The sequence below is a fragment of the Vibrio eleionomae genome (genome assembly GCF_009874545.1).
In the GTDB taxonomy this organism is placed as follows: Bacteria; Pseudomonadota; Gammaproteobacteria; order Enterobacterales; family Vibrionaceae; genus Vibrio; species Vibrio nitrifigilis.
Genome location: NZ_WEKT01000004.1, coordinates 85,419 through 108,982 on the forward strand (window position 1 = coordinate 85,419; position 23,564 = coordinate 108,982).

Annotated in this window: 23 protein-coding genes; 16 read left to right on the forward strand and 7 right to left on the reverse strand. The window is 43.1% G+C overall.

Features of this window, described 5'->3' with window-relative positions:
- Window positions 1-57: 57 nt before the first annotated feature.
- Window positions 58-2,595, reverse strand: coding sequence for a PBP1A family penicillin-binding protein (locus F9817_RS03630; RefSeq protein WP_161153606.1), 2,538 nt, complete (start codon window positions 2,593-2,595; stop codon window positions 58-60).
- 144 nt (window positions 2,596-2,739) lie between these two features.
- On the opposite strand from F9817_RS03630, the gene pilM reads away from it, so the two are divergent.
- The 16 genes from pilM to F9817_RS03710 all read left to right on the forward strand — a co-directional run bounded on the left by pilM (window position 2,740) and on the right by F9817_RS03710 (window position 17,919).
- Window positions 2,740-3,690 (forward strand): pilus assembly protein PilM, encoded by a 951-nt coding sequence (gene pilM / locus F9817_RS03635; protein WP_161153607.1) that lies wholly within the window; start codon window positions 2,740-2,742, stop codon window positions 3,688-3,690.
- Window positions 3,674-4,216, forward strand: a complete 543-nt coding sequence (locus F9817_RS03640; protein ID WP_161153608.1) for a PilN domain-containing protein — start codon at window positions 3,674-3,676, stop codon at window positions 4,214-4,216. The genes pilM and F9817_RS03640 overlap by 17 nt, the downstream gene beginning before the upstream one ends.
- Window positions 4,217-4,795: a hypothetical protein gene (locus tag F9817_RS03645; RefSeq protein ID WP_161153609.1), complete on the forward strand. Its 579-nt coding sequence runs from the start codon at window positions 4,217-4,219 to the stop codon at window positions 4,793-4,795.
- Window positions 4,792-5,319, forward strand: a complete 528-nt coding sequence (locus F9817_RS03650; RefSeq protein ID WP_161153610.1) for a pilus assembly protein PilP — start codon at window positions 4,792-4,794, stop codon at window positions 5,317-5,319. Before F9817_RS03645 ends, F9817_RS03650 begins: the two co-directional genes overlap by 4 nt.
- Window positions 5,316-6,662 carry a type IV pilus secretin PilQ gene (locus F9817_RS03655; protein ID WP_161153611.1) on the forward strand — a complete coding sequence of 449 codons (1,347 nt, stop codon included), beginning with the start codon at window positions 5,316-5,318 and terminating at the stop codon, window positions 6,660-6,662. The genes F9817_RS03650 and F9817_RS03655 overlap by 4 nt, the downstream gene beginning before the upstream one ends.
- Before the next feature lie 186 nt (window positions 6,663-6,848).
- Window positions 6,849-7,367 (forward strand): shikimate kinase AroK, encoded by a 519-nt coding sequence (aroK, locus tag F9817_RS03660; RefSeq protein ID WP_161153612.1) that lies wholly within the window; start codon window positions 6,849-6,851, stop codon window positions 7,365-7,367.
- Between the two features lie 28 nt (window positions 7,368-7,395).
- Window positions 7,396-8,481: a 3-dehydroquinate synthase gene (gene aroB, locus F9817_RS03665; protein ID WP_161153613.1), complete on the forward strand. Its 1,086-nt coding sequence runs from the start codon at window positions 7,396-7,398 to the stop codon at window positions 8,479-8,481.
- Between the two features lie 44 nt (window positions 8,482-8,525).
- Window positions 8,526-10,028 carry an SPOR domain-containing protein gene (locus F9817_RS03670; protein WP_161153614.1) on the forward strand — a complete coding sequence of 501 codons (1,503 nt, stop codon included), beginning with the start codon at window positions 8,526-8,528 and terminating at the stop codon, window positions 10,026-10,028.
- A 70-nt stretch (window positions 10,029-10,098) separates the two neighbouring features.
- Window positions 10,099-10,941, forward strand: coding sequence for a Dam family site-specific DNA-(adenine-N6)-methyltransferase (locus F9817_RS03675; protein ID WP_161153615.1), 843 nt, complete (start codon window positions 10,099-10,101; stop codon window positions 10,939-10,941).
- A 105-nt stretch (window positions 10,942-11,046) separates the two neighbouring features.
- Window positions 11,047-11,751: a ribulose-phosphate 3-epimerase gene (gene rpe / locus F9817_RS03680; RefSeq protein ID WP_161153616.1), complete on the forward strand. Its 705-nt coding sequence runs from the start codon at window positions 11,047-11,049 to the stop codon at window positions 11,749-11,751.
- Between the two features lie 100 nt (window positions 11,752-11,851).
- Window positions 11,852-12,532 (forward strand): phosphoglycolate phosphatase, encoded by a 681-nt coding sequence (locus F9817_RS03685; RefSeq protein ID WP_161153617.1) that lies wholly within the window; start codon window positions 11,852-11,854, stop codon window positions 12,530-12,532.
- Between the two features lie 169 nt (window positions 12,533-12,701).
- Window positions 12,702-13,718 carry a tryptophan--tRNA ligase gene (gene trpS / locus F9817_RS03690; RefSeq protein ID WP_161153618.1) on the forward strand — a complete coding sequence of 339 codons (1,017 nt, stop codon included), beginning with the start codon at window positions 12,702-12,704 and terminating at the stop codon, window positions 13,716-13,718.
- 106 nt (window positions 13,719-13,824) lie between these two features.
- Window positions 13,825-14,418 carry an aminodeoxychorismate/anthranilate synthase component II gene (locus tag F9817_RS03695; RefSeq protein ID WP_161153619.1) on the forward strand — a complete coding sequence of 198 codons (594 nt, stop codon included), beginning with the start codon at window positions 13,825-13,827 and terminating at the stop codon, window positions 14,416-14,418.
- Between the two features lie 357 nt (window positions 14,419-14,775).
- Entirely contained in the window at window positions 14,776-15,987 is a 1,212-nt protein-coding gene (locus F9817_RS03700; protein ID WP_161153620.1) for an aspartate aminotransferase family protein, read from the forward strand.
- Window positions 15,988-16,088: 101 nt separating this feature from the next.
- Window positions 16,089-17,108, forward strand: a complete 1,020-nt coding sequence (gene astA / locus F9817_RS03705) for an arginine N-succinyltransferase (protein WP_161153621.1) — start codon at window positions 16,089-16,091, stop codon at window positions 17,106-17,108.
- 13 nt (window positions 17,109-17,121) lie between these two features.
- The gene (locus tag F9817_RS03710; RefSeq protein ID WP_161153622.1) at window positions 17,122-17,919 is read left to right on the forward strand and encodes a DUF1338 domain-containing protein; all 798 of its coding nucleotides are present in this window, start codon (window positions 17,122-17,124) and stop codon (window positions 17,917-17,919) included.
- Between the two features lie 81 nt (window positions 17,920-18,000).
- On the opposite strand, the gene crp is transcribed toward F9817_RS03710, so the two are convergent.
- The 6 genes from crp to F9817_RS03740 form a co-directional block, all read right to left on the reverse strand.
- On the reverse strand, window positions 18,001-18,633 hold the full coding sequence (gene crp, locus F9817_RS03715) for a cAMP-activated global transcriptional regulator CRP (protein WP_004728582.1): 633 nt from the start codon (window positions 18,631-18,633) through the stop codon (window positions 18,001-18,003).
- Window positions 18,634-18,874: 241 nt separating this feature from the next.
- Window positions 18,875-19,744 (reverse strand): phosphoribulokinase, encoded by an 870-nt coding sequence (locus F9817_RS03720; protein ID WP_161153623.1) that lies wholly within the window; start codon window positions 19,742-19,744, stop codon window positions 18,875-18,877.
- Window positions 19,745-19,828: 84 nt separating this feature from the next.
- The gene (locus F9817_RS03725) at window positions 19,829-20,038 is read right to left on the reverse strand and encodes a YheU family protein (protein ID WP_161153624.1); all 210 of its coding nucleotides are present in this window, start codon (window positions 20,036-20,038) and stop codon (window positions 19,829-19,831) included.
- A 43-nt stretch (window positions 20,039-20,081) separates the two neighbouring features.
- Entirely contained in the window at window positions 20,082-21,050 is a 969-nt protein-coding gene (locus tag F9817_RS03730) for a hydrolase (RefSeq protein ID WP_161153625.1), read from the reverse strand.
- Between the two features lie 29 nt (window positions 21,051-21,079).
- On the reverse strand, window positions 21,080-21,562 hold the full coding sequence (locus F9817_RS03735; protein WP_161153626.1) for a TIGR02444 family protein: 483 nt from the start codon (window positions 21,560-21,562) through the stop codon (window positions 21,080-21,082).
- Window positions 21,562-23,481 carry an ABC transporter ATP-binding protein gene (locus F9817_RS03740; RefSeq protein WP_161153627.1) on the reverse strand — a complete coding sequence of 640 codons (1,920 nt, stop codon included), beginning with the start codon at window positions 23,479-23,481 and terminating at the stop codon, window positions 21,562-21,564. The genes F9817_RS03735 and F9817_RS03740 overlap by 1 nt, the downstream gene beginning before the upstream one ends.
- Window positions 23,482-23,564: the final 83 nt, after the last annotated feature.

Consider the following 23,564-nt stretch of genomic DNA (forward strand, 5'->3'; position numbering starts at 1 on the left):
CGCATAAAAAAAGGCTGCCAGCGTATTGAACTGGCAGCCTTTTTACTTTTATGACGACTAGAACAAGCTACTGTCATCACCTGATGGCGTCGTATAGATGTTGTCTGAAACACCATCAGACACATACTCTTTGGGTTCGGTCCCTTTAATAAAGTATTCGAACATGGATGTGTAATCAGGTTTATTGGTTAGCAGACCTGTTGCGCGGTCAATACGCACTCGAATAATGCCGTCAGGGATTTGTTTATTCTGGTGCGGTACGTCGGCTAATGCATGTTTCATAAACTCTATCCAAGCTGGTTGGGCGGTTTTTGCTCCCGCTTCTGCACCATGAATATCGTCTTTGATATTTGGATTTGGTGTTGTATGACCTAAATCGCGGCTATGGTCATCGAATCCGACCCAAGCTGTTGCAACAAGGTCTGGGGCAAACCCATCATACCAAGCATCTTTTGAATCGTTGGTTGTCCCTGTTTTACCACCGATATCACGACGGTGTAGGACTTGAGCTCGCCAACCAGTACCGTTCCAACCCGTGCCATGAGACCAGTTACCGCCACCCCAAATGTTGCTGTACATCATTTCACGCACTAAGAACGCATTTTGTGCAGAGATGACTTGTGGAGCATATTCTGTATTGGCATCGTGTTCATCAAAACCTGCATTATCTTTGTTGGTCTGACAATCTTTACGACAAATTATCTTTGGATTCGCTTTATATTCCACGTCACCAAAAGGACCTTCAACTCGATTGATATAGAAGTGTTGTACGTAGTAACCACCGTTGGCGAAGACAGAATAGCCTTGAGCCAATTTCACGGGAGTTAAGCTACCAGCACCTAATGCAATGGTCTCTGAGCGAGGTAATTTGTCCAAGTCAAAACCAAAACGTGTTAAGTAATGACGAGTTTTATCCAAACCAACTTCACGCAGAGTTCGTACTGCCATCACGTTTTTCGATTGTGCCAAACCAATACGAATACGTGTTGGACCACCATACGTTGGAGGTGAGTTTTGTGGACGCCATGCTGTACCTTGGCTTTTATCCCACTGGTTAATCGGGGCATCATTAATCAAGGTGGCTAGAGTCATGCCACTATCAATGGCTGCGGAATAGATAAATGGCTTGATACTTGAACCGACCTGACGTACCGATTGAGTGGCTCGGTTAAATTTGTTATGAACAAAGTTAAATCCACCAACCAACGCTTTTACCGCACCATTTTCAGGGTTCATCGCAACGAAGGCGGTATTCGCATTAGGTACTTGGCTAAGTTTCCAATGAGTAAATCTCTGTTCATTTAGCACTTCAGGATCTTCTGAAGGTAAATCTTCAGACTCTTGCTTATCATCAGTTAGCGGTTGCACCCAAATCTGATCGCCTGGGCTGAGTATGTCACTCGCCGTTTCTGGAAGTGGACCTTGTCTGTTGTCAGTGATAAAGCGACGAGCCCAGTTCATATCTTGCCAAGCAATCACTTGTTGGCCGTGGTTTTTCACTGTAACTTGCGCTGTTTGATCATTAACTTGAGTAACGACTGCAGGATAAAGCTCACCATAAGTAGGTTGGTCAGTGAGATAATCTTCTATTTTGTCTGTATCCCAAGCAGGCTGATCATCTTTCCACAATTGCTTAATCGCACCACGATAGCCGTGACGTTCGTCGTAAGCTAATAGGTTATTTACTGCCGCGTGGTTAGCTGCTTCTTGTAGTTTCGAGTTCACTGTGGTGTAGACTTTTTTACCTGAGGTATAAACGTCATCACCATAGTGTTTTACCATCCATGCACGGGCTAGCTCTGCGACATAAGGAGCATTTAGTTCGACTTCTGCGCCATGATATTTTGCTACCAATGGTTCTGCTTTCGCTTGCTCATATTGTTCGCGAGTAATGTAGTTCTCATCGAGCATACGAGCTAAAACAACGTTACGACGTTTTGTCGCACGCTTAATTGAGTAAATAGGATTCATGGTGGATGGTGCTTTAGGTAAGCCAGCAATCGTCGCCATTTCACCTAATGTAAGGTCTTTTACTTCTTTACCAAAATAGACTTGAGCGGCAGCACCAACACCATAAGAACGATAACCCAAGTAAATTTTGTTGAGGTAAAGTTCGAGAATCTCATCTTTAGTCAGCAACTGCTCGATGTGAACAGCGATAAAAATTTCTTTTATCTTACGCATAATTTTCTTCTCATTACTTAAGAAGAAATTTCGCGCTAATTGCTGTGTGATAGTACTTGCCCCTTGTGTCGCACTGCCAGAAATCATCACTGCAACGGCGGCGCGAGCAATCCCGATAGGGTCGAATCCATAGTGTTCGTAAAATCGGGAATCTTCTGTGGCAATAAATGCGTCGATCAGTTCTTTTGGCATCTGATCGAGTTTTAAAGGAATGCGGCGCTTTTCACCAAATTGAGCAATCAATTTGCCGTCTTGGCTATAGACCTGCATTGGGGTTTGTAATTTGACGTCCTTTAGTGTCGCTACATCGGGCAATTCTGGTTTCACATAAAGGTAAAATCCAAAAATAGTAGTGACTCCAAGAAATGTGCAAATTAATGAAAATATTACTAATCGCTTTATGAACTTCACCGGAGAATCCCTGTTTAATAGAGGCCGCTGTTAGGCAAACCCTTGTACTCTAGTGATCCTCTGAGCTTGGTGCAAATCTTGTTGCACTACCTTACAACATTGTAAAGGCATATTGGGCTAAGATGATCACGGGAGTTGAGCTGCATGGGTATATCATCACGAGTTACAGGTGTCGATATTGGCCATTACAGTATAAAAGCTGTCACTTTAACGCCGACACACCATGATATGTATTCAGTGGTGTTCTGTGCGGAGTTGCTCGTACCCTGTGGTATTTTCGCTGATAACCACATGCTGGATTATCAGAAAATTGTAAAGAAACTCAAAGAACTAAAAAAGACCTTACCGGTATTTAGTTATAAAGTTGCTACTAGCATTCCTGACTCAGCAGTAATAACTAAACAATTACAGTTAGATAGCTACCAACTTTCGCATTTAGACATCAAGTCTCATGTTCAAGAACAATTGCCATTTTTATCAGAAGACCTTAGTTTTGACTACATTCCGAGCGTGGAAGTTCACTCTAGCACTCATTTAGGCCCTCGTTATCAAGTCGTTGCAACGCGCCAGTCCTTAATCGCAAATAGAACCTCATTATTAGAAAGTGCCGGTTTTACCCCATTAATGGTAAATCAACAAGCGAATAGTTTATCTGCTGTATGGCACTTTTTAGCTCAGAAAATGGGGCAACAACATTGGTTCATTTTAGAGATAGGTTTAACCCAAGTGACTTTATGTCATGGGGGGGCTGATGAGATGTCTTTTTACCAAACCAATACCCGATATGAAGAATTGACTGACTCTGGACGACCATTATGGGTGGAATGGGTTGAACAGCAAATTGCTATGTATCGTTCAGGTGCTGATGTTAGACGTATTGATGGTATCTGGGTTGGTGGTGGGGGTGGCTGTTCAGCGCAACTACTCCATGATCTCAATCGTTGGTTGGCTTTACCAACGAAAGCGATTCCAATAGATCAACTTTGTGATATGCGCAGTACTCAGCTCGTTCTGAGCTCTAACTATACCGCTGCCTTTGGTATGGCACTTAGTGGGTTGCACTGGATGAGGACTCGCCATGCATTATGCAATTAACTTACTTCCGTGGCGGGAGCAACGAAGTGTTAGGCTGCGGCGTCGGCTGCTTATGTGCTCGACTGGCGTTGCGGTATTGCTACTTGTTATTCAAGTTACTTTGTACTTTGTGTTACAGCAGGAAAGTGATTTGATTGGGCAGCAAATGAATGCTTCTCGATATAGACAACATCAACTACATAGCCAGCACCAAATATTGCAATCTATCCACCGTGAATACCTGAGCTTACGATACAAAGCGAGTGTTTTAGCTCAATTACGTCAGCAAAATAACCAAGTGTTATACGTGATGAATGTTCTGCCAAGACTATTACCTCAAGATATGGTTTTGAATAGAATTGATTGGCAGTTAAATCAAATAACTTTAAAACTAAATGCAGTGAAAAGTGCCGAGATCGGACATTTTATTCGTCAATTGGAGCGTGAGCCTCTTATTGAGCGTGTTTTGCTAGGTTCTCTTGTTGAACAAGGCAAGAAACAATCACGAGAACTGGAACTTTCTCTCTGGATAAAAGGGGAGTTCTAGATGCAAGAATTAGCGTTGAGAAGCTTTGTGTGCTGGCCGTGGCGATATCAAATGATATCGGTTTTGGCGTGTTTTTTCGCAATAGGCGTACTCAGTTACTGGTGCTTGTGGCAGGAGCCATTCCAAGAGCTCGATAAACGACATCATCAGTTACAGCTTTCACAGAAAGCATTACTCGTAATGCAAGATGAGATAACGACATGGCAAAAATCACAACAATTAAAATATGAATTGGAAGTGTTATTGGCACAGGACAAGCAGTCGCTCACTTCTCCAATAGAGCCTAAACACGCGCGACTTGCGAGTGATAGTGAGCGATCTTCTATATTGGCAAGGATGAATCTGTTAGCGCAACGATTTGAGCTAACAACGGTGTCCATGACATGGATGAATAAAGGCAAAGTATCACGCTTACAATTTGGGGTAAGAGGTTCATATCATCATATAGGACTGTTTTTTCAAGCAGTAACGCATGAGCTTAACTCGGTGATGTTCGAGTCTGTAATTTGGCAGCCAACCGTTGACGCTGAAATTTTGTTAGTGAAGGGTGTCGCACAAGTTCTGAGTGCAGACCGATGAATATTCAGTTATTGATGACATCCTTCATCGTGATCATTTTTAAATGGGGAATGGTATCTGCCATGGCAAATGATGCTGTTCAGGGAAGCGCTAAATTCACCGAAAATGAAAAAGCGTCAACTTTCCCTATACATATTGCCCCCAGACTGGCTTTTAATGCTTTGGGTCATCGTAACCCTTTTGCTCACTCTACTAGACAATCATCAAAGCAATCTATTGATTGTCCGTCTTTTTTTTCTAAAACAGTTAGTGATACAACGCTTTTCCCTACTCTCGATTTTCAACAATTACGGTTAGTTGGGGTTGTGCTAAGCACTCCTTCATTTGCCATCGTTCAATTACCTAATCAAGAGTTAACTCGACTATATGTTGGGCAGCATGTTGGCACTAATCGCGTTCTGATTACGCACATTGGCCAAGCAAGCTTAATTGCCATGGTACAAAAGCAAGAACCCCATCAATTACAAGAATGTGAGCGCTATGTTTTGTCGTTTAAACCAATGGCAAAGGAGGGAGCAAAATGATGAAGAAAGGTCATATAACGGCTTGGTCAAAATACTTTTTAAGCACTTGGTTATTTTGTATCTCTATGTTTGTTAATGATTTGGCTTGGTCTCAATCTGCTGAGTTATCAAGCCAAACTAACAAAACGGTATCACTTAAGTTTCAACAGATTGACGTACGGCGCATATTAACTTTGTTGGCTGAACAGAGACATCTCAATCTTGTTGTCGGAGATGAGGTGTCAGGAAAAGTGTCGCTAAATTTAGAACATGTGACATGGGAGCAGGCTTTACAGGCTGTAATGAAGAGTCAAAATCTTGCTCATCGAATGGACGGACAGGTGCTTCATGTTTTTCGCGCAGCCCCAAATCCTGAGCCGATAAACAGTGTTCCAGAACAGACCCGTGATGAAAGGGAGCGATTTGAATATCGTCTGATCTCAGTTCATTACGCGCAGGCGAAAGAAGTTTACGCATTACTCACCAGCCAAGGGACACCTCCCATGCTCTCAGAGAGCGGTAGTTTACATGTCGATAACCGCACTAATGGTTTGTTAGTGTTTGATGATCCAAAACGTATTCAGCGCTTAGAACAGCTCGTTGATACTTTGGATGTGCCGATGAAACAGGTGCTGATTGAAGCAAGAATTGTCACGTTAAGTGAAGGTGAACTGGAGGATTTAGGTGTCCGTTGGGGAATACTACATGGTCAGCAACATGATATTGGCGGATCATTAGAATCCCTTAAAGGTGAGGATGGGGTAGATTTAAGTCAGCAGCTCAGCCTCAATTTACCTTCAGCACCGCTTAACTCGTCTAGTATTGCATTTCAGGTGGCCAAATTAGGTGCAAACACATTGCTAGATTTAGAGCTTTCGGCATTGCAAAGAGAATCGAAAGCAGAAATTATTTCTAGTCCTCGGTTATTAACGACCAATAAAAAGCCCGCTTTTATCGAGCAAGGTACTGAAATTCCTTATTTAGAAGCCGCAGCGAGTGGGGCAACATCGGTTTCTTTTCGTAAAGCGGTATTAAGTTTGAAAGTTACTCCACAGATTACACCAGATAATCGACTTATTCTTGATTTGAACGTCACGCAAGATCGCCCAGGAGAAACGGTGACGACTGGAACTGGAGGTGCCGTTGCGATTCAAACTCAGAGAATCGGGACTCAGATCATGGTTAATAATGGTGAAACTATCGTGTTAGGCGGCATTTATCAGCACAGTTCTGTGCAGCGTGTAGAAAAAGTTCCACTGCTGGGAGATCTCCCCATTTTGGGGGCTCTTTTTCGCCGCAGCTACCAGCAGAGCGGGAAAAATGAGTTGTTTATATTCGTCACTCCGAAAGTGTTCATTCAATAACTTAGATAATTTATCGCCCGATAAGTGAAATTAAAGTTGCATTAGTGCAGTCAGATCTAGATAATTTCGGGTCTTATCACGAATTATCTGTGAGGAATAGGTGCCGCAAGCATTCCTATCGTTTAACTCTATCTAGCGAATCTTGTGGCGATGTCATTGAATTAACGTTGTAAATTACTGCTAAACATGGCTGAAAAACGCAATATTTTCCTTGTTGGCCCGATGGGTGCTGGCAAAAGTACAATTGGTAGACACCTCGCTCAACAACTTCATATGGAGTTTGTTGATTCTGATACCGTTATCGAAGAGCGCACTGGCGCAGATATCGCTTGGGTGTTTGATGTAGAAGGTGAAGAAGGTTTCCGCAAACGTGAGGAAGCTGTTATCAACGATCTGACCGAACAGCAAGGTATTGTTCTCGCTACTGGCGGCGGTTCAGTTAAGAGCAAAGAAAACCGTAACCGCCTTTCTGCTCGTGGTATCGTTGTTTACCTTGAAACTACTATTGAAAAACAACTTGCGCGAACTAATCGCGACAAAAAACGCCCATTATTACAGACTGAGCACCCTCGCGAAGTCCTAGAAGAACTGGCTAAGGAACGTAATCCTCTGTATGAAGAAATCGCAGATGTTACTGTTCGAACTGACGATCAAAGTGCAAAAGTGGTAGCCAACCAGATCGTAAAAATGCTAGAAGAACACTAAGTCGTTCTTTTTATGAGGAGTGCATACCATGGAGCGGATTACGGTCAACTTAGGTGAACGTAGTTACCCAATCTCAATTGGTGCCGGGTTATTTAATGATCCGGCTCTTCTTTCTTTGTCACCAAAGCATAAAGTGTTAGTGATCAGTAACGTAACAGTTGCACCACTCTATGCAGCTAAAGTGACTGCCATGCTTGATGCTATCGGGTGTGAATCATCAGTGCTAGAACTCCCTGATGGTGAGAAGTACAAAAGTCTAGAAACGTTTAATACCATTATGACTCACCTTATTGAGCATAATTACAGCCGAGATATGGTTGTGATTGCGCTTGGTGGGGGAGTTATTGGTGATTTGGTTGGATTTGCTTCTGCGTGTTATCAGCGTGGTGTCGATTTTATCCAGATCCCAACCACATTATTATCTCAGGTAGATTCTTCCGTTGGTGGTAAAACTGCGGTGAATCATCCGATGGGTAAGAATATGATTGGGGCGTTTTACCAACCAAAATCAGTACTGATTGATACTGACTGCTTGAAAACTCTTCCCGACCGTGAATTTCCTGCGGGTATGGCAGAAGTGATTAAGTACGGCATCATCTATGATGAAGCCTTTTTTGTTTGGCTAGAAGAAAACCTTGATGCTCTATATGCGCATGATGTGAAAGCATTAACTCACGCGATTGCTCGTTGTTGTAGCATTAAAGCTGAAGTCGTTGCTCAAGATGAAAAAGAGTCAGGTATTCGGGCTTTATTGAATCTTGGTCATACATTTGGTCACGCGATTGAAGCTGAATTGGGTTATGGCAATTGGCTGCACGGTGAAGCAGTGGCTGCAGGTACTGTTATGGCTGCTAGAACCGCGCATTTGCAAGGATTGATTACTGAGCAACAAGTCGATCGTATCATTGCTATCCTTAAACGAGCAAAACTACCGGTACATACTCCGGACAGTATGTCGTTTGAAGATTTCATGAAGCACATGATGCGAGATAAAAAAGTACTTGCTGGTGAGCTTCGATTTGTATTACCGACCAGTATCGGTACTGCAGAAGTTGTGAAAGGCGTTCCAGAAGCAGTGATCAAACAAGCAATAGATCTTTGCCGTATAGATTAAACCTTTCATTATCAGTAACGCGCTGATTACTATAGGGTGTTCACATGAGTTTGGCACATGAACTGGAGTTAAATTCTCAAACAGAGCTGTTAGAACGATTGCAGTTATTAACCCGCTTTGGTTCTAATTTAGTGAATGTGTTTGGTGTCGAAGGATCAGGCAAGTCTTGGTTAGCTCAACGTTATCTAGAACAGTGGGCTGATGATAAAAACCAAGCCTTGCTGATGTGTCACCCTAATCAAAGCGATGAACAGCATCGCACAACGATTCTTTCCCAATTGGTTTCTGAACCACTTTTCGATCCTAAAGATTCTCTCTCCGATAGTTTTGCTCAGTTATTTGCTGAAACAGGTTGCGACATCGTTGTCACCATTGACGATGCCCATCTTTTATCCGAAGCACTTGTCTCTGAATTATGGATGTGGATTCTTGAAAGTCAGGCAAATCCGCTCTGGACGGTGAACGTTGTGCTTTTTGTCGAGTCCAACCGTTTAGAGCCGTTATTAACACGTTTAAGTTACGGCCAAGAACAGAAACCAATCGACCTTGAAATTGAGCAGCTTAGTGAAGAAGAAGCTGATCGATTATTCGAAAATCGGGTAATGCGTTACGTTGATGATTCGATGGAACGAAGAGCACGTAATGCTTATAAAAAGGTCAAACGTATTCCAGGAGATATTATGGCTTTGGCTGAACAAAAAGCTGAAAAGAGAATTGTAATTCGCTCTATTGTCGCTTCCCCTCTTAATTTAACTTTGATTGTTTTAGTGCTACTGCTTTTAATCGGTGGAGGTTATTGGTGGATGCTGTCTCAGCCTCAGCCCGGTGAGCATAACTCAAAGGCGGTTCAAGGTGCTGGAGAACAAGGTAATGCGAACAATCCTGAACAAACGGCGATCCCAACATTACCTGATACTGTACAAAAACCGTCTCAATCTATGACTCAACAATCTGAGGATGAGGCAAATAATGAGAATAGCTCTTCGGCTAACGCTGCAGTATCTATGGATGGGGCAGTAGATGATTCAAGTGCTCTTCCTCCTGATGTTAAAGTAAATAATGAAGGTGTGGGAGAGAGCGAAGATAACCAGCAACGTGTTGTAATCGACTCTAATGTTGTTGATAAGCTGATGGAAGATAATGCGTCATCGGCTGACACAAAAGCAATTGATGCGGTTGTGGATCAATCCCGTTCAACAGAAGAAACGGCTCCCGCTTCTAAATCTGTGCCATCTGACCAATCTTTTGCTTTGGCTCGTCAAGCACTTAAAGAGATGTCACCAAGAAGCTACACCTTACAGCTCGCGGCTGTAAAATCATTACCTGAAGTACAAAGCTTTTTAAGTCAGTACCAGCTGGAAGGTAAAGTGAATGTCTACCCAACCATTCGTAATAGCGAGCAGTGGTACATCATCACTTATGAAAACTACCCAACCATTCAACTGGCCCGTGATGCAGTGGATACACTCCCTGGACGTCTGCAAGCGCTTGGTCCTTGGGCTAAATCTTTGAGTCAAGTTCATCGGGAGTTAGATCGGGTGAAATAATCCTGAGCTCGAGCCAAAAATATGTTACATTCCGCAGCCTTATTTAGTGGTGATTGAATTAGAGCAGTAGATGAAGAAGCAGCGTGCCTTTTTAAAATGGGCTGGCGGTAAGTTTGGCCTGGTTGAAGACATACAACGTCATCTTCCCGACGCTAACGAATTGGTAGAACCGTTCGTTGGCGCTGGTTCTATATTTCTGAATACGGATTACGAACGCTACATTTTAGCAGACATCAATCCGGACTTAATCAATCTCTACAACCTCCTTAAAACGGAGCCTGATCGCTATATTGAAGAGGCTCGCCGTTGGTTTATTCCAGAGAATAATCGGAAAGAAGCGTATCTTGATGTACGTAAGCAGTTTAATGGTACCTCCGATACCTTCTATCGTTCGTTAGCCTTCTTATATATGAACCGTTTTGGTTTTAATGGCTTATGCCGTTACAACAAAAAAGGCGGTTTTAATGTGCCGTTCGGCTCTTATAAAAAACCCTACTTCCCAGAAAAAGAGTTGGAATTTTTTGCTGAAAAAGCCAAAAAAGCCGAGTTTATTTGTACGGGGTATGAAGAGTCGTTTGCGAAAGCGTCTCAGGGGAGCGTTGTGTATTGTGATCCTCCTTACGCACCTTTATCCAATACAGCGAATTTTACGTCTTATGCGGGTAATGGTTTCACGCTAGACGATCAAGCAAAGCTGGCGGACATTGCAGAAAAGACTGCCGGAGAACGGGGCATTCCTGTTCTAATCTCTAACCACGACACCATTTTAACTCGCCGTTTGTACCATGGGGCGAAACTGAGTGTGGTTAAGGTGAAACGAACCATCAGTCGTAATGGTGCTGGCCGCAATAAAGTGGATGAGTTACTCGCTCTGTTTAATACAAAAAGTGTCAAACAAGTCGATTCTGAGTAAAAAGCGTTTTGTCTCTGAGTGTAATGCTGGGATCTGCTCGCCCCCTTAGGTAGAATGTTGAACATCGTTTGTTCAGTTTGCATTGATTACCTTAAGAGGTCAGGAATGAAAGATTTTATCATTGCGCCATCTATACTCTCCGCGGATTTAGCTCGATTAGGCGAAGACGTTGAACGCGTTCTTGCTGCTGGAGCGGATGTTGTTCACTTTGATGTGATGGACAACCACTACGTTCCCAACCTTACTTTTGGTGCTCCTGTATGTAAGGCGTTACGTGATTATGGGATTACAGCACCGATCGATGTCCATCTAATGGTTAAGCCTGTTGACCGAATCATCCCTGATTTTGCCAAAGCTGGCGCTTCAATGATTACTTTTCATGTTGAAGCATCTGACCATGTTGATCGTACTTTGCAATTGATTAAAGAGCACGGCTGTAAAGCGGGTGTCGTGATCAATCCTGCTACTCCACTGCATTACCTTGACCATATTATGGATAAAATCGATATGATTTTATTGATGTCGGTAAACCCTGGTTTTGGCGGTCAAGCCTTTATTCCTCATACTCTAGATAAGCTTCGAGCAGTACGCCAGCGCATTGCACATAGCGGGCATAATATCCGTTTGGAAATTGACGGTGGCGTGAAAATTGACAATATTCGCGAAATTGCGGAAGCTGGAGCGGATGTATTTGTTGCGGGTTCAGCCATTTTTGGTCAACCTGACTATAAAGCGGTGATTGATGAGATGCGTGCTGAGCTTGCTCAAGTGGTTAAATGTAAATCTGAAAACCTTCCCGATCGTTCATAACATCGGTCATGGTAAGTATATCAATCGTATGAGGGGGCGCAGCATGTGTCCCCCATTTGTGTTCACTGATTGATAACACTCATAAGACTAGGAAACTATTTTGGCTGAAATAAAACTGATTGCTTTTGATTTAGATGGCACTTTACTCGATAGCGTGCCTGACTTGGCGGTTGCGGCTGACCAAGCGGTTCAAGCGCTAGGCTACCCATGTGTAAGCGAAGAGCAAGTCAGAGAGTATGTGGGTAATGGTGCTGATGTTTTAATTGGCCGAGCGCTTAGTCAGGATATTGCAGTATCTCCAACCTTAGATGCTGAGCTATTGCATAAAGCACGTATTCTGTTTGATGATTTCTATGCAGAAACGGGTCATCAACATAGTAGTTTATACCCTAATGTTGTTGAAACTATTGCTGCGCTATATGCTGCAGGTTATACGCTGGCTGTTATTACCAACAAGCCTTCAAAATTTGTGCCTCATATTCTAGAGCAGCACAACATCATTCAGTATTTTACTGATGTGTTGGGAGGAGACGCATTTGAGAAGAAAAAACCCAACCCGATGGCTTTGAATTGGTTATTGGACAAACATCAAGTGTCTGCGGAGCAGATGGTAATGGTCGGTGACTCAAAAAATGATGTGTTAGCCGCCAAAAATGCGGGTTGTATATCATTTGGCCTCACCTATGGATATAACCATGGTGAACCTATTGCTAATGCTGAACCAAACTACGTGGCTGATGACATTAAAGATCTTCTATCGATTGAAGGTATTGAGATCTAAAATTATCGTTTGCTACTAGCAAAATACTCGTCAATGAGTACACTGGCAAAACCGTATTGTAAAACGTACGATGCGGACTAATTATTTTTCTATCGTTGTGTCACAGCAGAGTAGGCGTGCCACGTTAGTATTTGTTTTACTTATTATTTGTAACAAGGAAATCATTCTCATGAGCAAACCCATCGTATTGAGTGGTGTTCAACCGTCAGGTGAACTTAGTATCGGTAACTATTTGGGTGCTCTACGTCAATGGCAACAAATGCAAGACGACTATGATTGCCAATACTGTGTTGTTGATTTGCATGCGATTACCGTTCGCCAAGATCCGAAAGCATTGCATGAAGCGACCTTAGATGCGTTGGCAATTTGTTTAGCCGTTGGTGTTGACCCTAAGAAGAGCACGCTATTTGTTCAGTCTCATGTACCGGAACATGCTCAATTAGGTTGGGTGTTAAACTGTTACACACAAATGGGTGAGCTGAATCGTATGACTCAGTTCAAAGACAAATCGGCTCGTTATGCAAATGATGTGAATGTAGGTTTGTTTGACTATCCAGTATTGATGGCGGCAGACATTCTACTTTATGGTGCTCACCAAGTGCCGGTAGGTAGTGATCAAAAGCAACACTTAGAACTGGCACGTGATATTGCAACACGCTTTAACAACATCTACAGCCCAGAAGCTCCAATCTTTACGGTTCCTGAACCGTATATTCCACAAGTGAATGCACGTGTTATGAGTTTGCAAGATGCGACGAAGAAAATGTCGAAATCAGATGATAACCGTAAAAACGTAATTACCTTGCTAGAAGAGCCTAAATCGATCATCAAGAAAATCAATAAAGCGCAAACAGACGCTGATAACCCACCGCGTATCGCCTATGATCCGGAAAATAAAGCTGGCATTGCTAACCTTATGGGTCTTTACTCTGCTGCAACAGGTAAAACATTTGCTGAGATTGAAGAGCAATATGCTGGTGTAGAGATGTATGGCCCATTTAAGAAAGATGTCGGTGAAGCGTTAGTGGCAATGTTAGAGCCTGTACAAGCAGAATATCATCGAGTACGTAACGACCGCGCTTACTTGGATTCTGTGATGCGTGAAGGGGCTGAAAAAGCGTCTGCGCGTGCTGCGGAAACATTAAAGCAGGTATTCGAAGCGGTTGGTTTCGTTGGTCGTCCATAAGCGACTTTAGATACTAATCTTAAGAGAGGCCCCGGTTTTAGCTGGGGCTTTTTATGTTATACAAGGGTAACCTTGCTCTTATTACAAACTGTTAGTGGATTAAGACGTGCTACTGATTATTGATAACTATGACTCTTTTACCTACAACTTGTACCAATATTTCTGTGAGCTGAAAGCAGAAGTGAAAGTTGTTCGAAATGATGAGGTCACCATCGCTGAGATTGAAGCCATGGCTCCTAATCATTTAGTTATTTCTCCAGGGCCATGTACTCCAAATGAGGCAGGCATATCGCTCGAGGCTATCCGTCATTTTGCCCAAAAATTGCCAATTCTTGGGGTGTGTTTGGGCCATCAGGCTATTGCTCAGGCTTTTGGCGGGAATGTCGTTCGCGCTAGGCAAGTTATGCATGGTAAAACATCCGCTATTCGTCATAATAATAAAAGTGTTTTTAATGGGTTAAACAATCCTTTAACCGTGACTCGTTACCACTCTTTGGTGGTGGAGACTTCATCACTACCAGATTGCTTTGAGTTGACTGCTTGGACCGAAAATGGGCAAGGTAATGTGGATGAAATCATGGGGTATCAGCATCAATCATTACCAATACATGCAGTGCAGTTTCATCCTGAATCGATAAAAACTGAGCAAGGTCACGAATTGCTCGCGAACTTTTTAGCGGTGAAGCCGGCGGTTAAATAGCCGCTTATCTTGTTATCAACTGCGTTTTTACTCTTTTCTTAAAAAGAGAGGGAATGAAATTTTATTCGCTCTCTCTTCCATTTGCACTTCTTATGTCTTTTAACTTGTGGTTAAAAAATAAATTTTCACGAAGTGATCGAAATTTGCTTAATAAAATCTTATTATTAGTGCATAAATAATCATTGGTGTTATTTCGGTGCTACGGCATGAATGTGATGACACAATGTGCCACTATCAAATTGGTTTATTTAAAATTGCAATGCTCAGGCAGCTTGTCCGCAATATAAAGCTTATAGTTAGTCTAAAATGTAAGTAATTGCTCATAAGCTCAGCATGCGTATCTGGAGGGGATGTGCAATGACAGTGAAAAATAGTGTAGAGCGTAGTGTATTTGATGAGGTGATGGTACCTTGTTATAGCCCAATGGATTTCATTCCAGTAAAAGGTCAGGGATCACGCGTTTGGGATCAACAGGATAATGAATATATCGATTTTGCTGGTGGTATTGCGGTAAGTTGTTTAGGTCATTGTCATCCTGCAATGGTGAAAGCGCTCACTGAGCAAGGCAACAAAATTTGGCATTTAAGTAATGTCATGACCAATGAGCCGGCTCTACGTTTGGCGAAGAAGTTAACGGAGTTAACTTTTGCAGAAAAAGTTTTTTTTGCTAACTCAGGTGCGGAAGCAAATGAAGCGGCACTAAAATTAGCTCGTCGTTATGCCGTCGATACTTACGGACCAGAAAAAACAGAAATCTTAGCGTTTGTGCAAGGGTTCCATGGCCGTACTTTCTTTACTGTTACGGTGGGTGGGCAATCTCATTATTCAGATGGTTTTGGCCCTAAACCATCTGATATCACCCACATTCCATACAATGATATTGATGCATTGAAAGCGCACATCTCTGATAAAACTTGTGCCGTTATGATGGAGCCACTTCAAGGTGAAGGTGGTATCGTCTCGCCATCTGATGAATTTGCTCAAGCAGTGCGCGAGTTGTGTGATAAACACAATGCGTTACTTATTTTTGATGAAGTGCAAACAGGTAACGGTCGTACAGGTGATTTCTATGCTTACCAAGGTTTGGGTATTACTCCTGATATTTTAAGTACAGCAAAATCATTAGGTGCTGGTTTTCCTATCGGTGCCATTATGACGACCACTAAAATTGCTGGGCATTTCAAAGTTGGTGTTCATGGTTCTACATACGGTGGTAACCCACTAGGTTGCGCTGTTGCAGAAGCGGCGGTCAATATTATTAGCCAACCAGAAACACTGGCAGGAGTAAAAGAACGTGAAACACTTTTCCGTGCGGGATTAGAAAAAATTAACCAGAAATACCACATCTTCTCAGAAGTGCGTGGTAAAGGTTTACTACTTGGTGCCGCATTGAATGAAGCATGGGAAGGTCGTGCACGTGATATTCTTGTTGCTGCTGGTAAAGCAGGATTGATGATGTTGGTGGCTGGGCCAAATGTGTTGCGTTTCACTCCATCATTGATCATTCCTGAACAAGATATCGAAGAAGGTTTAGCTCGCCTAGATAAAGCTATTTCGACACTAGTGTGAGCTGGGGATCGCCATCTCGCTCCATGAGGACTTTGAGCTTCATGGCGATAGACTAGGTAGGGCCCGATTTTTCGGGCCCTTAGCATCTGGAGGATATATTGATGCTAGTTGTTCGCCCTATTGCAATGTCAGATTATGAAGCACTACATACTTGTGCCGTTGAGTCGGGACATGGATTTACTTCTCTTCCGGTTAATGAAGAGCTCTTAAAAAACCGCATTCAACATTCCGAATACAGTTTTGCTAAAGCCAATGTGACTGAGCCCTACGATGAGGGGTACTTGATGGTTGGTTATGATAGTGAAACTGGAGAAATCGCTGGCACGACAGGCATAGAAGCCGCCGTGGGTTGGGATGTTCCTTTCTACTCTTATCACATCAGCACCATTGTGCACCATTCTCGTAAGCTGAATGTGAAAAATACAGTTAAGTTACTGACCTTTGGTAATAACTACACCGGGTATAGCGAAGTCTGCTCACTATTTTTACGGCCACAATTTCGTGGCGGGTTAAATGGGCGTCTGCTATCGAAATGCCGTTTTCTGATGTTAGCAGAGCATCCGCAGCGGTTTTCTCAAACCATTTTTGCTGAAATGCGTGGTGTGTGTGATGAGCAAGGTAACTCACCATTTTGGCAATGGCTCCAACAACACTTCTTTTCGATAGATTTCACTATGGCTGATTACCTAACCGGTATTGGAAATAAGGGATTTATCGCTGATTTAATGCCCAAACTGCCGATATACATTAATCTCCTTAGTAAGGAGGCTCAGGCTGTCATTGGTCAAGTCCATGACAACACTAGGCCTGCGCTAAGCCTCTTGAAAAAAGAGGGCTTCGTGTGTCGAAACTATGTGGATATTTTCGATGCCGGACCCGCTGTTGAGTGTGATTTAGAACATATCGCTTCGGTGCGAGATTCACTGCGTTTAAAGGTAAAAGTGGTAGAGCACACTAGTGCTCAATGGTTTCTTATTGCTAACACTAGCTTTACTCAGTTTAGGGCAACAGCCGCGAAGGCAGCCGTGAATCATGAGAACCATAGTGTCATGTTAGCCCCTGATGTTGCCGCTGCTTTACAGGTACAAGACGATGATTTCGTCCGGGTGTTAGCACAATAACGAGGAGTAAGTCATGACAGTAAACCAATTGTTTGACAGCTTATGGCTGGATTACACCACGCGCTTGTGTCCGTCGGCAGAAAAGGTTCACCACTTATTACAGGAAGACACGCCACTTATTAATGATCATATTGCTCTGAGAACGTTTAAAAGCAATCACTTAGGTATTGAAGCGCTGGCAAAAACGTTTATTGCATTGGGTTATGAGATGGGCGGTGAATATCATTTTCGGGAGAAAAAGCTCTATGCTCGGCACTACCAACATCCGGATCCAAGCTTACCGAAAGTGTTCATTAGTGAATTATTAGTGGAACAATTAACGTTGGAAGCCCAACAAATTATTGCGTCGCTATTGGAGCAAAGTGAAGAGTTAGATATAGCATCAGGGGCATTTTTGTATCGAGGGCGACCTTGGTCTATAACCATTGATGACTATAAGCAGCTAGCTTTAGAGAGTGAATATGCCAGTTGGCTCGCTGCGCATGGATATGGTGCTAATCATTTTACAGTGAGTGTGAACCAGCTAAACGCATTTGATGAGGTAAGCACTGTAAATGCATTCTTGCGTCAGCAAGGGTTTGCTATCAACCAATCTGGTGGTGATGTTAAAGGTTCACCAGAAGTGTGTTTAGAGCAATCCTCCACGCTTGCAGATACGGTGAATGTGGCATTTAGTGATGGCGTATTGTCGATTCCCGGTGGCTTTTATGAATTTGCTAAACGTTATCAGCAACCGGATGGTCAACTCTATCAAGGGTTCGTTGAAGCATCCGCCAATAAGATTTTTGAAAGTACTCATCGGCAACGCTGAGTCAGCTTTCTTGGATTACCCACTAAGAAAAAGCCACCTGCGAAAGGTGGCTTTACATATTCATATGCTTGTTAAAAAGAATTAACGTGTGCCGTATACCACGATAGTTTTACCGTGTGCGGAAATAAGGTTTTGTTCTTCAAGCATTTTAAGAATACGACCAACAGTTTCGCGAGAACAACCCACGATTTGACCGATTTCTTGACGAGTAATTTTAATTTGCATACCGTCTGGGTGAGTCATTGCATCTGGCTGTTTCGCTAGATTCAATAGTGTTTGTGCAATGCGGCCAGTTACGTCAAGGAATGCAAGATCACCAACTTTTTGGCTAGTAACTTGTAGACGACGTGCCATTTGCCCTGATAAACGCATTAGAATATCTGGGTTTACTTGGATTAACTGACGGAATTTCTTAAATGAAATTTCTGCCACTTCACATGGTGATTTAGCACGAACCCAGGCTGTACGCTCTTGACCTTCTTCGAAAAGACCAAGTTCGCCGATAAAATCACCCTGATTTAGATAGGAAAGAATCATCTCCTTACCTTCTTCATCTTTGATCAATACCGCAACAGAACCTTTGACGATGTAATACAACGTTTCTGCCTTTTCACCCGCGTGTATCAAAGTGCTCTTTGATGGGTATTTGTGAATATGACAGTGTGAAAGAAACCACTCTAATGTTGGGTCTGTTTGAGGTTTACCTAGAACCATAATATCTCACTTCCTCTGCAGGGTACGCTTGCCGCTATCCATAATTTAGCGAAGCCTTATTCAGGCTTACTAGAATAAGAAGAGTTTGGATTCACTGCAAGTTATCTTGTTTCCGTTAAAGAATAGTATCCTTTTTCACTTCGAATTTCTTGACTTTAATCGTGTCGTTTGGCCGAATTTTTGCGCAAAAACGTGCTTATGATCACGGTATGAAAAGTAAGCGAAATTCGTGTGTGATGAATCAACCAATTTTACCGCTTTCTATGAGTTGTTGCAGGATCGGTCTCACGATTAATTCCATTGCAAAACTCATTTTTCCCCCAGGAACAACAATGGTGTTATGCCGAGACATAAAGGATCCATCTATCATTGCTAGCAAGTAGGGAAAATCGACATTTTTTATCCCGCGAAGTCTGATTACGACAAAACTTTCATCTAAACTTGGAATGCCCTTCGCATTTAATGGGTTTGACGTATCTACTGTGGGTACTCGCTGAAAATTGATATGAGTACGAGAAAACTGCGGGGTAATATAATTTAAATAATCATCCATCGAGCGTACGATGGAATCCATCACTGCTTCTCGAGAATGCCCACGATCTCGGGTATCTCGAACGTACTTTTGAATCCACTCTAAGTTAACAATCGGTACCATACCGATCAGAAAATCAACATGTTGTGACACATTGACGTCACCATCGACGACACCACCGTGTAGTCCTTCGTAAAAAAGCACATCGGTATTACTTGGAATATCTTGCCAAGGTGTAAAGGTGCCAGGCATTTGGTTGTATGGTACAGCTTCATCAAAGGTATGAAGATAGCGACGTATTTGGCCTGTTCCGCTTTTTCCATATTGGCGGAAAAAGTCTTCTAATGCAGGAAAGTTATTAGCCTGAGGGCCAAAATAGCTGATATGGCGGCCTTGTTCACGAGCTTTACGAATTTCGACATCCATTTCTGGACGAGTAAAACGGTGAAAGCTATCGCCTTCAACCCAAGCAGGTTGCACCGACATCATATTGAACATTTTTCGGAACGCTTCCGAAGTTGTTGTTGTTCCGGCTCCTGATGAACCTGTTACAGCAATAATGGGGTGTTTCGCTGACATGACAAACCTTGTCTAGTGATCCTGAACAGGAAATTCCTAATAGTGGATTCACTATAGCATGGAATTTCCAACCTTTTTGGGGATTTACTGATGCTTAAGCTTTATGTCTACAGTTTCATGTAATTCGGAATAAAATACTACCGCATCTCCCGTTTGGATTTGATGCTTTACCTGATCGACTTTCTGTTGCAGTGGTATTTCATGGTCACCGTAATCGGTTCCTTCACGTAGGACGAACTCGCGAATCAAATTTTCAAGTGTCTCTGGATCAATTTGCTGCCAAGGAACAATCATTCTTCACCTCTGTTTTTTTCTGAAGTCATTATACCTCAGTTAGCTAGAGATATTCTTGATAGTATTGGGGGAGTGTTTCTTCTAACCACATTTTGGGTTGGTTCCAGCTGCCCGTAATAAACCCTACATGCCCACCATGCTCAGTCAGCTGATAATCCAAATTTTTGGGTAGCGTGAAGGTTGGAATGATTTCATCAGTCATGAATGGGTCATCTTGTGCTTGAATCAGTCGCGTTGGAATGGTGATATCAGGTAAGCGCTGTAACCCTGAACAGCGTTGATAGTAATCTTGCGCATCGCGAAAACCATGCAGTGGGGCGGTAATCAAATCATCAAAATCGATAAGCCGTGTGACTTGTTTTATTTGGGCTGCAGTAATACCTAATGCTTCTTTCATCTTCTGGTGCTTAAGGAGCGCAGTGTTTTTTAGCGAGCTAAGTAAGTAATTGCGATACAAGCGAGAGAAACCACGTTCAATACGTTGGGAACACGCGCCTAATTCCAGTGGGGCTGAGATGATAGTGGCTCCCGATACGATGGGATCATCATTGTATTGGGCTAAATAGTTCACCAGCATATTGCCACCGAGTGAAACACCTGTTGCGATAATTGGGCGATTAGGACAACGTTCACGAACATATTCTAATACTTGCCGTGCATCTCCGGTTTCACCCGAGTGGTAAGCTCGGGCAAGATTATTTGGCCGTCCACTACAGCCACGAAAGTGCATCATCACACTGAGCCAGCCCTGTTTCGCAAAAGCGTTCATCAAGCCGTGAGCATATGGGCTGAAAAAACTCCCTTCCAATCCATGAAAAAGCACAAAAACTGGTTTGGTAAGGGATTCGAGTTGACGGTAATCTTCACTCCAAACAAGATCGAGAAAATCACCGTCGGGTGTATCTATGGTTTGCCAGTGTGGTGATAGTAGTGGCTTACGGCGAAATAAACGCGGCAGCAAAGTTTGTAAGTGAGCGTTAGTTATGCCGTGAGCAGCAATAAATGAAGGCATGGTATGCACCTGAATCAAGAAACAACGAATTAGGATTTAGAAGAGAAAGGCTCAATAGGTTTGGAAAAAATACGACCTAAGTGCTCCGCACCTAGATGACGACAATAACGAGCGGCGAGAGCAGGAGTATCTGTCGTGGCAAGGGAAAGATTGGCGATACAGTGAACCAAATCAGACTGCTGTTGTTTTTCTAATTGTAATTCAAACTGCAATGCTTCGCGGTATAAGGTTTCGGGAACGGATAGCTTCAGCTTTCGCCTCAGTTCCCGATAGCTATGCAGCAAGGTTTCTGAACTACTCAAACAGTCTGAAACGGTTGGCCAGTCGTGCTCGGCAAACGTTAACTTCTCTTCATCAAGCCATTTCAATAGCAGCAATAAGTTAACGTTGCCGTGGAAATTATTCTGTAGGCTTAAACACGCTTCTTTCACCTCGCGCACGCTGTAATACTGGAGGCTAAATTGCCACAAGCGTTCGAGCGTTAAGGTGGTCGTGACGTGTTTTTGGCTCATCAGATATTAAATTCCTTTTCCATTTCTTCGAGTGTTTCTTGCTCTGCCATCCAGTCCATCTCTACTTCTTCAAGCTCGGATTTACTATTGGCTTGTACCGCGAGTATTTCCGTAAGTTTAGCTTTATTTTCGCTTTCATAAAGGCTGGAGTCAGATAACTGTTCTTCAGCCTTTGAGATAATGGTGTTTAACTTATCCATTTTCTCTTCTAGCTGTGTCAGCTTCTTGCGAATTGGTGCGGTTTGTTTACGAAATTCGGCTTCACGGCGCTTTTGTTCTTTTTTCGCAACGGCACTATTTGCATTGGATTTACTGTCGCTTTGTCCGGCGGCTTCTTTCCGAATTGCTCGGTGTTGCTCAGTGAGCCATTTATAGTAATCGGTTAAATCACCATTAAATGGTTCTACTTGATGATCATGAACTAGGTAAAGATCATCGGTGGTCGCCCGCAATAAGTAACGGTCGTGGCTGACAATCACCATTGCACCTTCATAACTTTGTAATGCGAGCGTTAGAGCTTGACGCATATCGAGATCAAGGTGGTTGGTTGGTTCGTCGAGCAGAAGTAGGTTAGGTTTTTGCCAAACCAGTAGTGCCAGTACCAGACGAGCTTTTTCCCCACCAGAGAATGGCCCTACAGGATCTAACGCTTTATCTCCTTGGAAACCAAAACTCCCTAAATAATCGCGTAATTGTTGCTCGGTCTGATCGGGCGCAATTTGCATCATATGCTGGAGTGGGGTTTCTTCTGGATGCAAGGTTTCTAATTGATGCTGGGCAAAGTAACCAATTTTTACACCTTGCGAGTATGTCAATTCACCGGCTTGAGGAGCCAGATCGCCAGAAAGAAGTTTGATTAATGTGGATTTACCCGCACCGTTGCGACCAAGAAGGCCAATTCGGCTACCCGGAACTAGGTTAAGACGAATTTTATCCAAAATGAGCTTATCGCCGTAGCCGGCGCAAACTTCATCCATCATTAAGATAGGGTTAGGCAGTGCATGAGGTTCACGAAATTCAAAGCTAAATGGGTTATCAAATTGCGCAGGTAGCGTTTTTTCCATTTTTTCTAAGGCTTTGATTCGACTCTGTGCTTGGCGAGCTTTGGACGCCTTGTAACGGAAGCGGTCGATGTAGCTTTGCATATGCGACATCTGTTTCTGTTGCTTCTCATACATCGCTTGTTGTTGCAGTAGTTTCTGTGCACGTTGTTCTTCGAACGAAGAGTAGTTGCCGGTGTACTCGTTGAGCTTTTGGTTTTCAATGTGAATGATGCGGCCTACGATCGGATCAAGGAAATCACGGTCGTGCGAAATAATAACCAAAGTGCCTGGATAGGTTTGTAGCCAACGTTCTAGCCACATCACTGCATCAAGATCTAAGTGGTTGGTTGGCTCATCGAGCAGCAGTAAATCAGAGCGACATAACAGAGCTTGGGCTAAGTTTAAACGCATACGCCAACCCCCAGAGAACTGTGTGAGGCACCAATTCATCTGTTCTTGACTAAAGCCTAGGCCATCTAATAGTTCAGCGGCGCGGGCTTGGATACTGTAGCCACCGACAGTTTCGATCTTGCCATGTAACTCTGCGACACGTGTACCTTGATCTTTGGCTTCTGCTTCAGCCAGTTGTCGTTCTAGATCACGATATTCACGATCACCATCAATAACATAATCTAATGCGGTTCGTTCTAATGCCGGCGTTTCTTGAGAAACCCATGCTAATTCCCAGCTAGAAGGCTGGCTAATTGAACCTGCATCGATAGACAGTTCGTCTTTCATCAAAGCAAAGAGGGTGGATTTACCGCAGCCATTTTTACCGACCAAGCCCACTTTATCGCCTGGGTGAATGGTGGCTGAGGCGCCATCAAGCAGCGGCTTACCGCCACGGAGTAACTGTATGTCAGAGAAGATAATCATAAATTTCGCTTTTCCTCAGGTTTGCGCGAGGAATAGTAGGGGTTATGAGGTGAAATGTCGATTGTTATACCAAAGTATGGATA

What these genes read in the sequence shown, in the direction of transcription:
- aroK (WP_161153612.1), top strand. Translation starts at nt 6,849, where the DNA reads ATGGCTGAAAAACGCAATATTTTCCTTGTTGGCCCGATGGGTGCTGGC.
- F9817_RS03730 (WP_161153625.1), bottom strand. Translation starts at nt 21,050, where the DNA reads ATGCCTTCATTTATTGCTGCTCACGGCATAACTAACGCTCACTTACAA.
- F9817_RS03645 (WP_161153609.1), top strand. Translation starts at nt 4,217, where the DNA reads ATGCAAGAATTAGCGTTGAGAAGCTTTGTGTGCTGGCCGTGGCGATAT.
- trpS (WP_161153618.1), top strand. Translation starts at nt 12,702, where the DNA reads ATGAGCAAACCCATCGTATTGAGTGGTGTTCAACCGTCAGGTGAACTT.
- pilM (WP_161153607.1), top strand. Translation starts at nt 2,740, where the DNA reads ATGGGTATATCATCACGAGTTACAGGTGTCGATATTGGCCATTACAGT.
- F9817_RS03640 (WP_161153608.1), top strand. Translation starts at nt 3,674, where the DNA reads ATGCATTATGCAATTAACTTACTTCCGTGGCGGGAGCAACGAAGTGTT.
- rpe (WP_161153616.1), top strand. Translation starts at nt 11,047, where the DNA reads ATGAAAGATTTTATCATTGCGCCATCTATACTCTCCGCGGATTTAGCT.
- crp (WP_004728582.1), bottom strand. Translation starts at nt 18,633, where the DNA reads ATGGTTCTAGGTAAACCTCAAACAGACCCAACATTAGAGTGGTTTCTT.
- F9817_RS03650 (WP_161153610.1), top strand. Translation starts at nt 4,792, where the DNA reads ATGAATATTCAGTTATTGATGACATCCTTCATCGTGATCATTTTTAAA.
- F9817_RS03710 (WP_161153622.1), top strand. Translation starts at nt 17,122, where the DNA reads ATGACAGTAAACCAATTGTTTGACAGCTTATGGCTGGATTACACCACG.
- F9817_RS03740 (WP_161153627.1), bottom strand. Translation starts at nt 23,481, where the DNA reads ATGATTATCTTCTCTGACATACAGTTACTCCGTGGCGGTAAGCCGCTG.
- F9817_RS03670 (WP_161153614.1), top strand. Translation starts at nt 8,526, where the DNA reads ATGAGTTTGGCACATGAACTGGAGTTAAATTCTCAAACAGAGCTGTTA.
- F9817_RS03720 (WP_161153623.1), bottom strand. Translation starts at nt 19,744, where the DNA reads ATGTCAGCGAAACACCCCATTATTGCTGTAACAGGTTCATCAGGAGCC.
- F9817_RS03735 (WP_161153626.1), bottom strand. Translation starts at nt 21,562, where the DNA reads ATGAGCCAAAAACACGTCACGACCACCTTAACGCTCGAACGCTTGTGG.
- F9817_RS03655 (WP_161153611.1), top strand. Translation starts at nt 5,316, where the DNA reads ATGATGAAGAAAGGTCATATAACGGCTTGGTCAAAATACTTTTTAAGC.
- F9817_RS03725 (WP_161153624.1), bottom strand. Translation starts at nt 20,038, where the DNA reads ATGATTGTTCCTTGGCAGCAAATTGATCCAGAGACACTTGAAAATTTG.
- aroB (WP_161153613.1), top strand. Translation starts at nt 7,396, where the DNA reads ATGGAGCGGATTACGGTCAACTTAGGTGAACGTAGTTACCCAATCTCA.
- astA (WP_161153621.1), top strand. Translation starts at nt 16,089, where the DNA reads ATGCTAGTTGTTCGCCCTATTGCAATGTCAGATTATGAAGCACTACAT.
- F9817_RS03675 (WP_161153615.1), top strand. Translation starts at nt 10,099, where the DNA reads ATGAAGAAGCAGCGTGCCTTTTTAAAATGGGCTGGCGGTAAGTTTGGC.
- F9817_RS03700 (WP_161153620.1), top strand. Translation starts at nt 14,776, where the DNA reads ATGACAGTGAAAAATAGTGTAGAGCGTAGTGTATTTGATGAGGTGATG.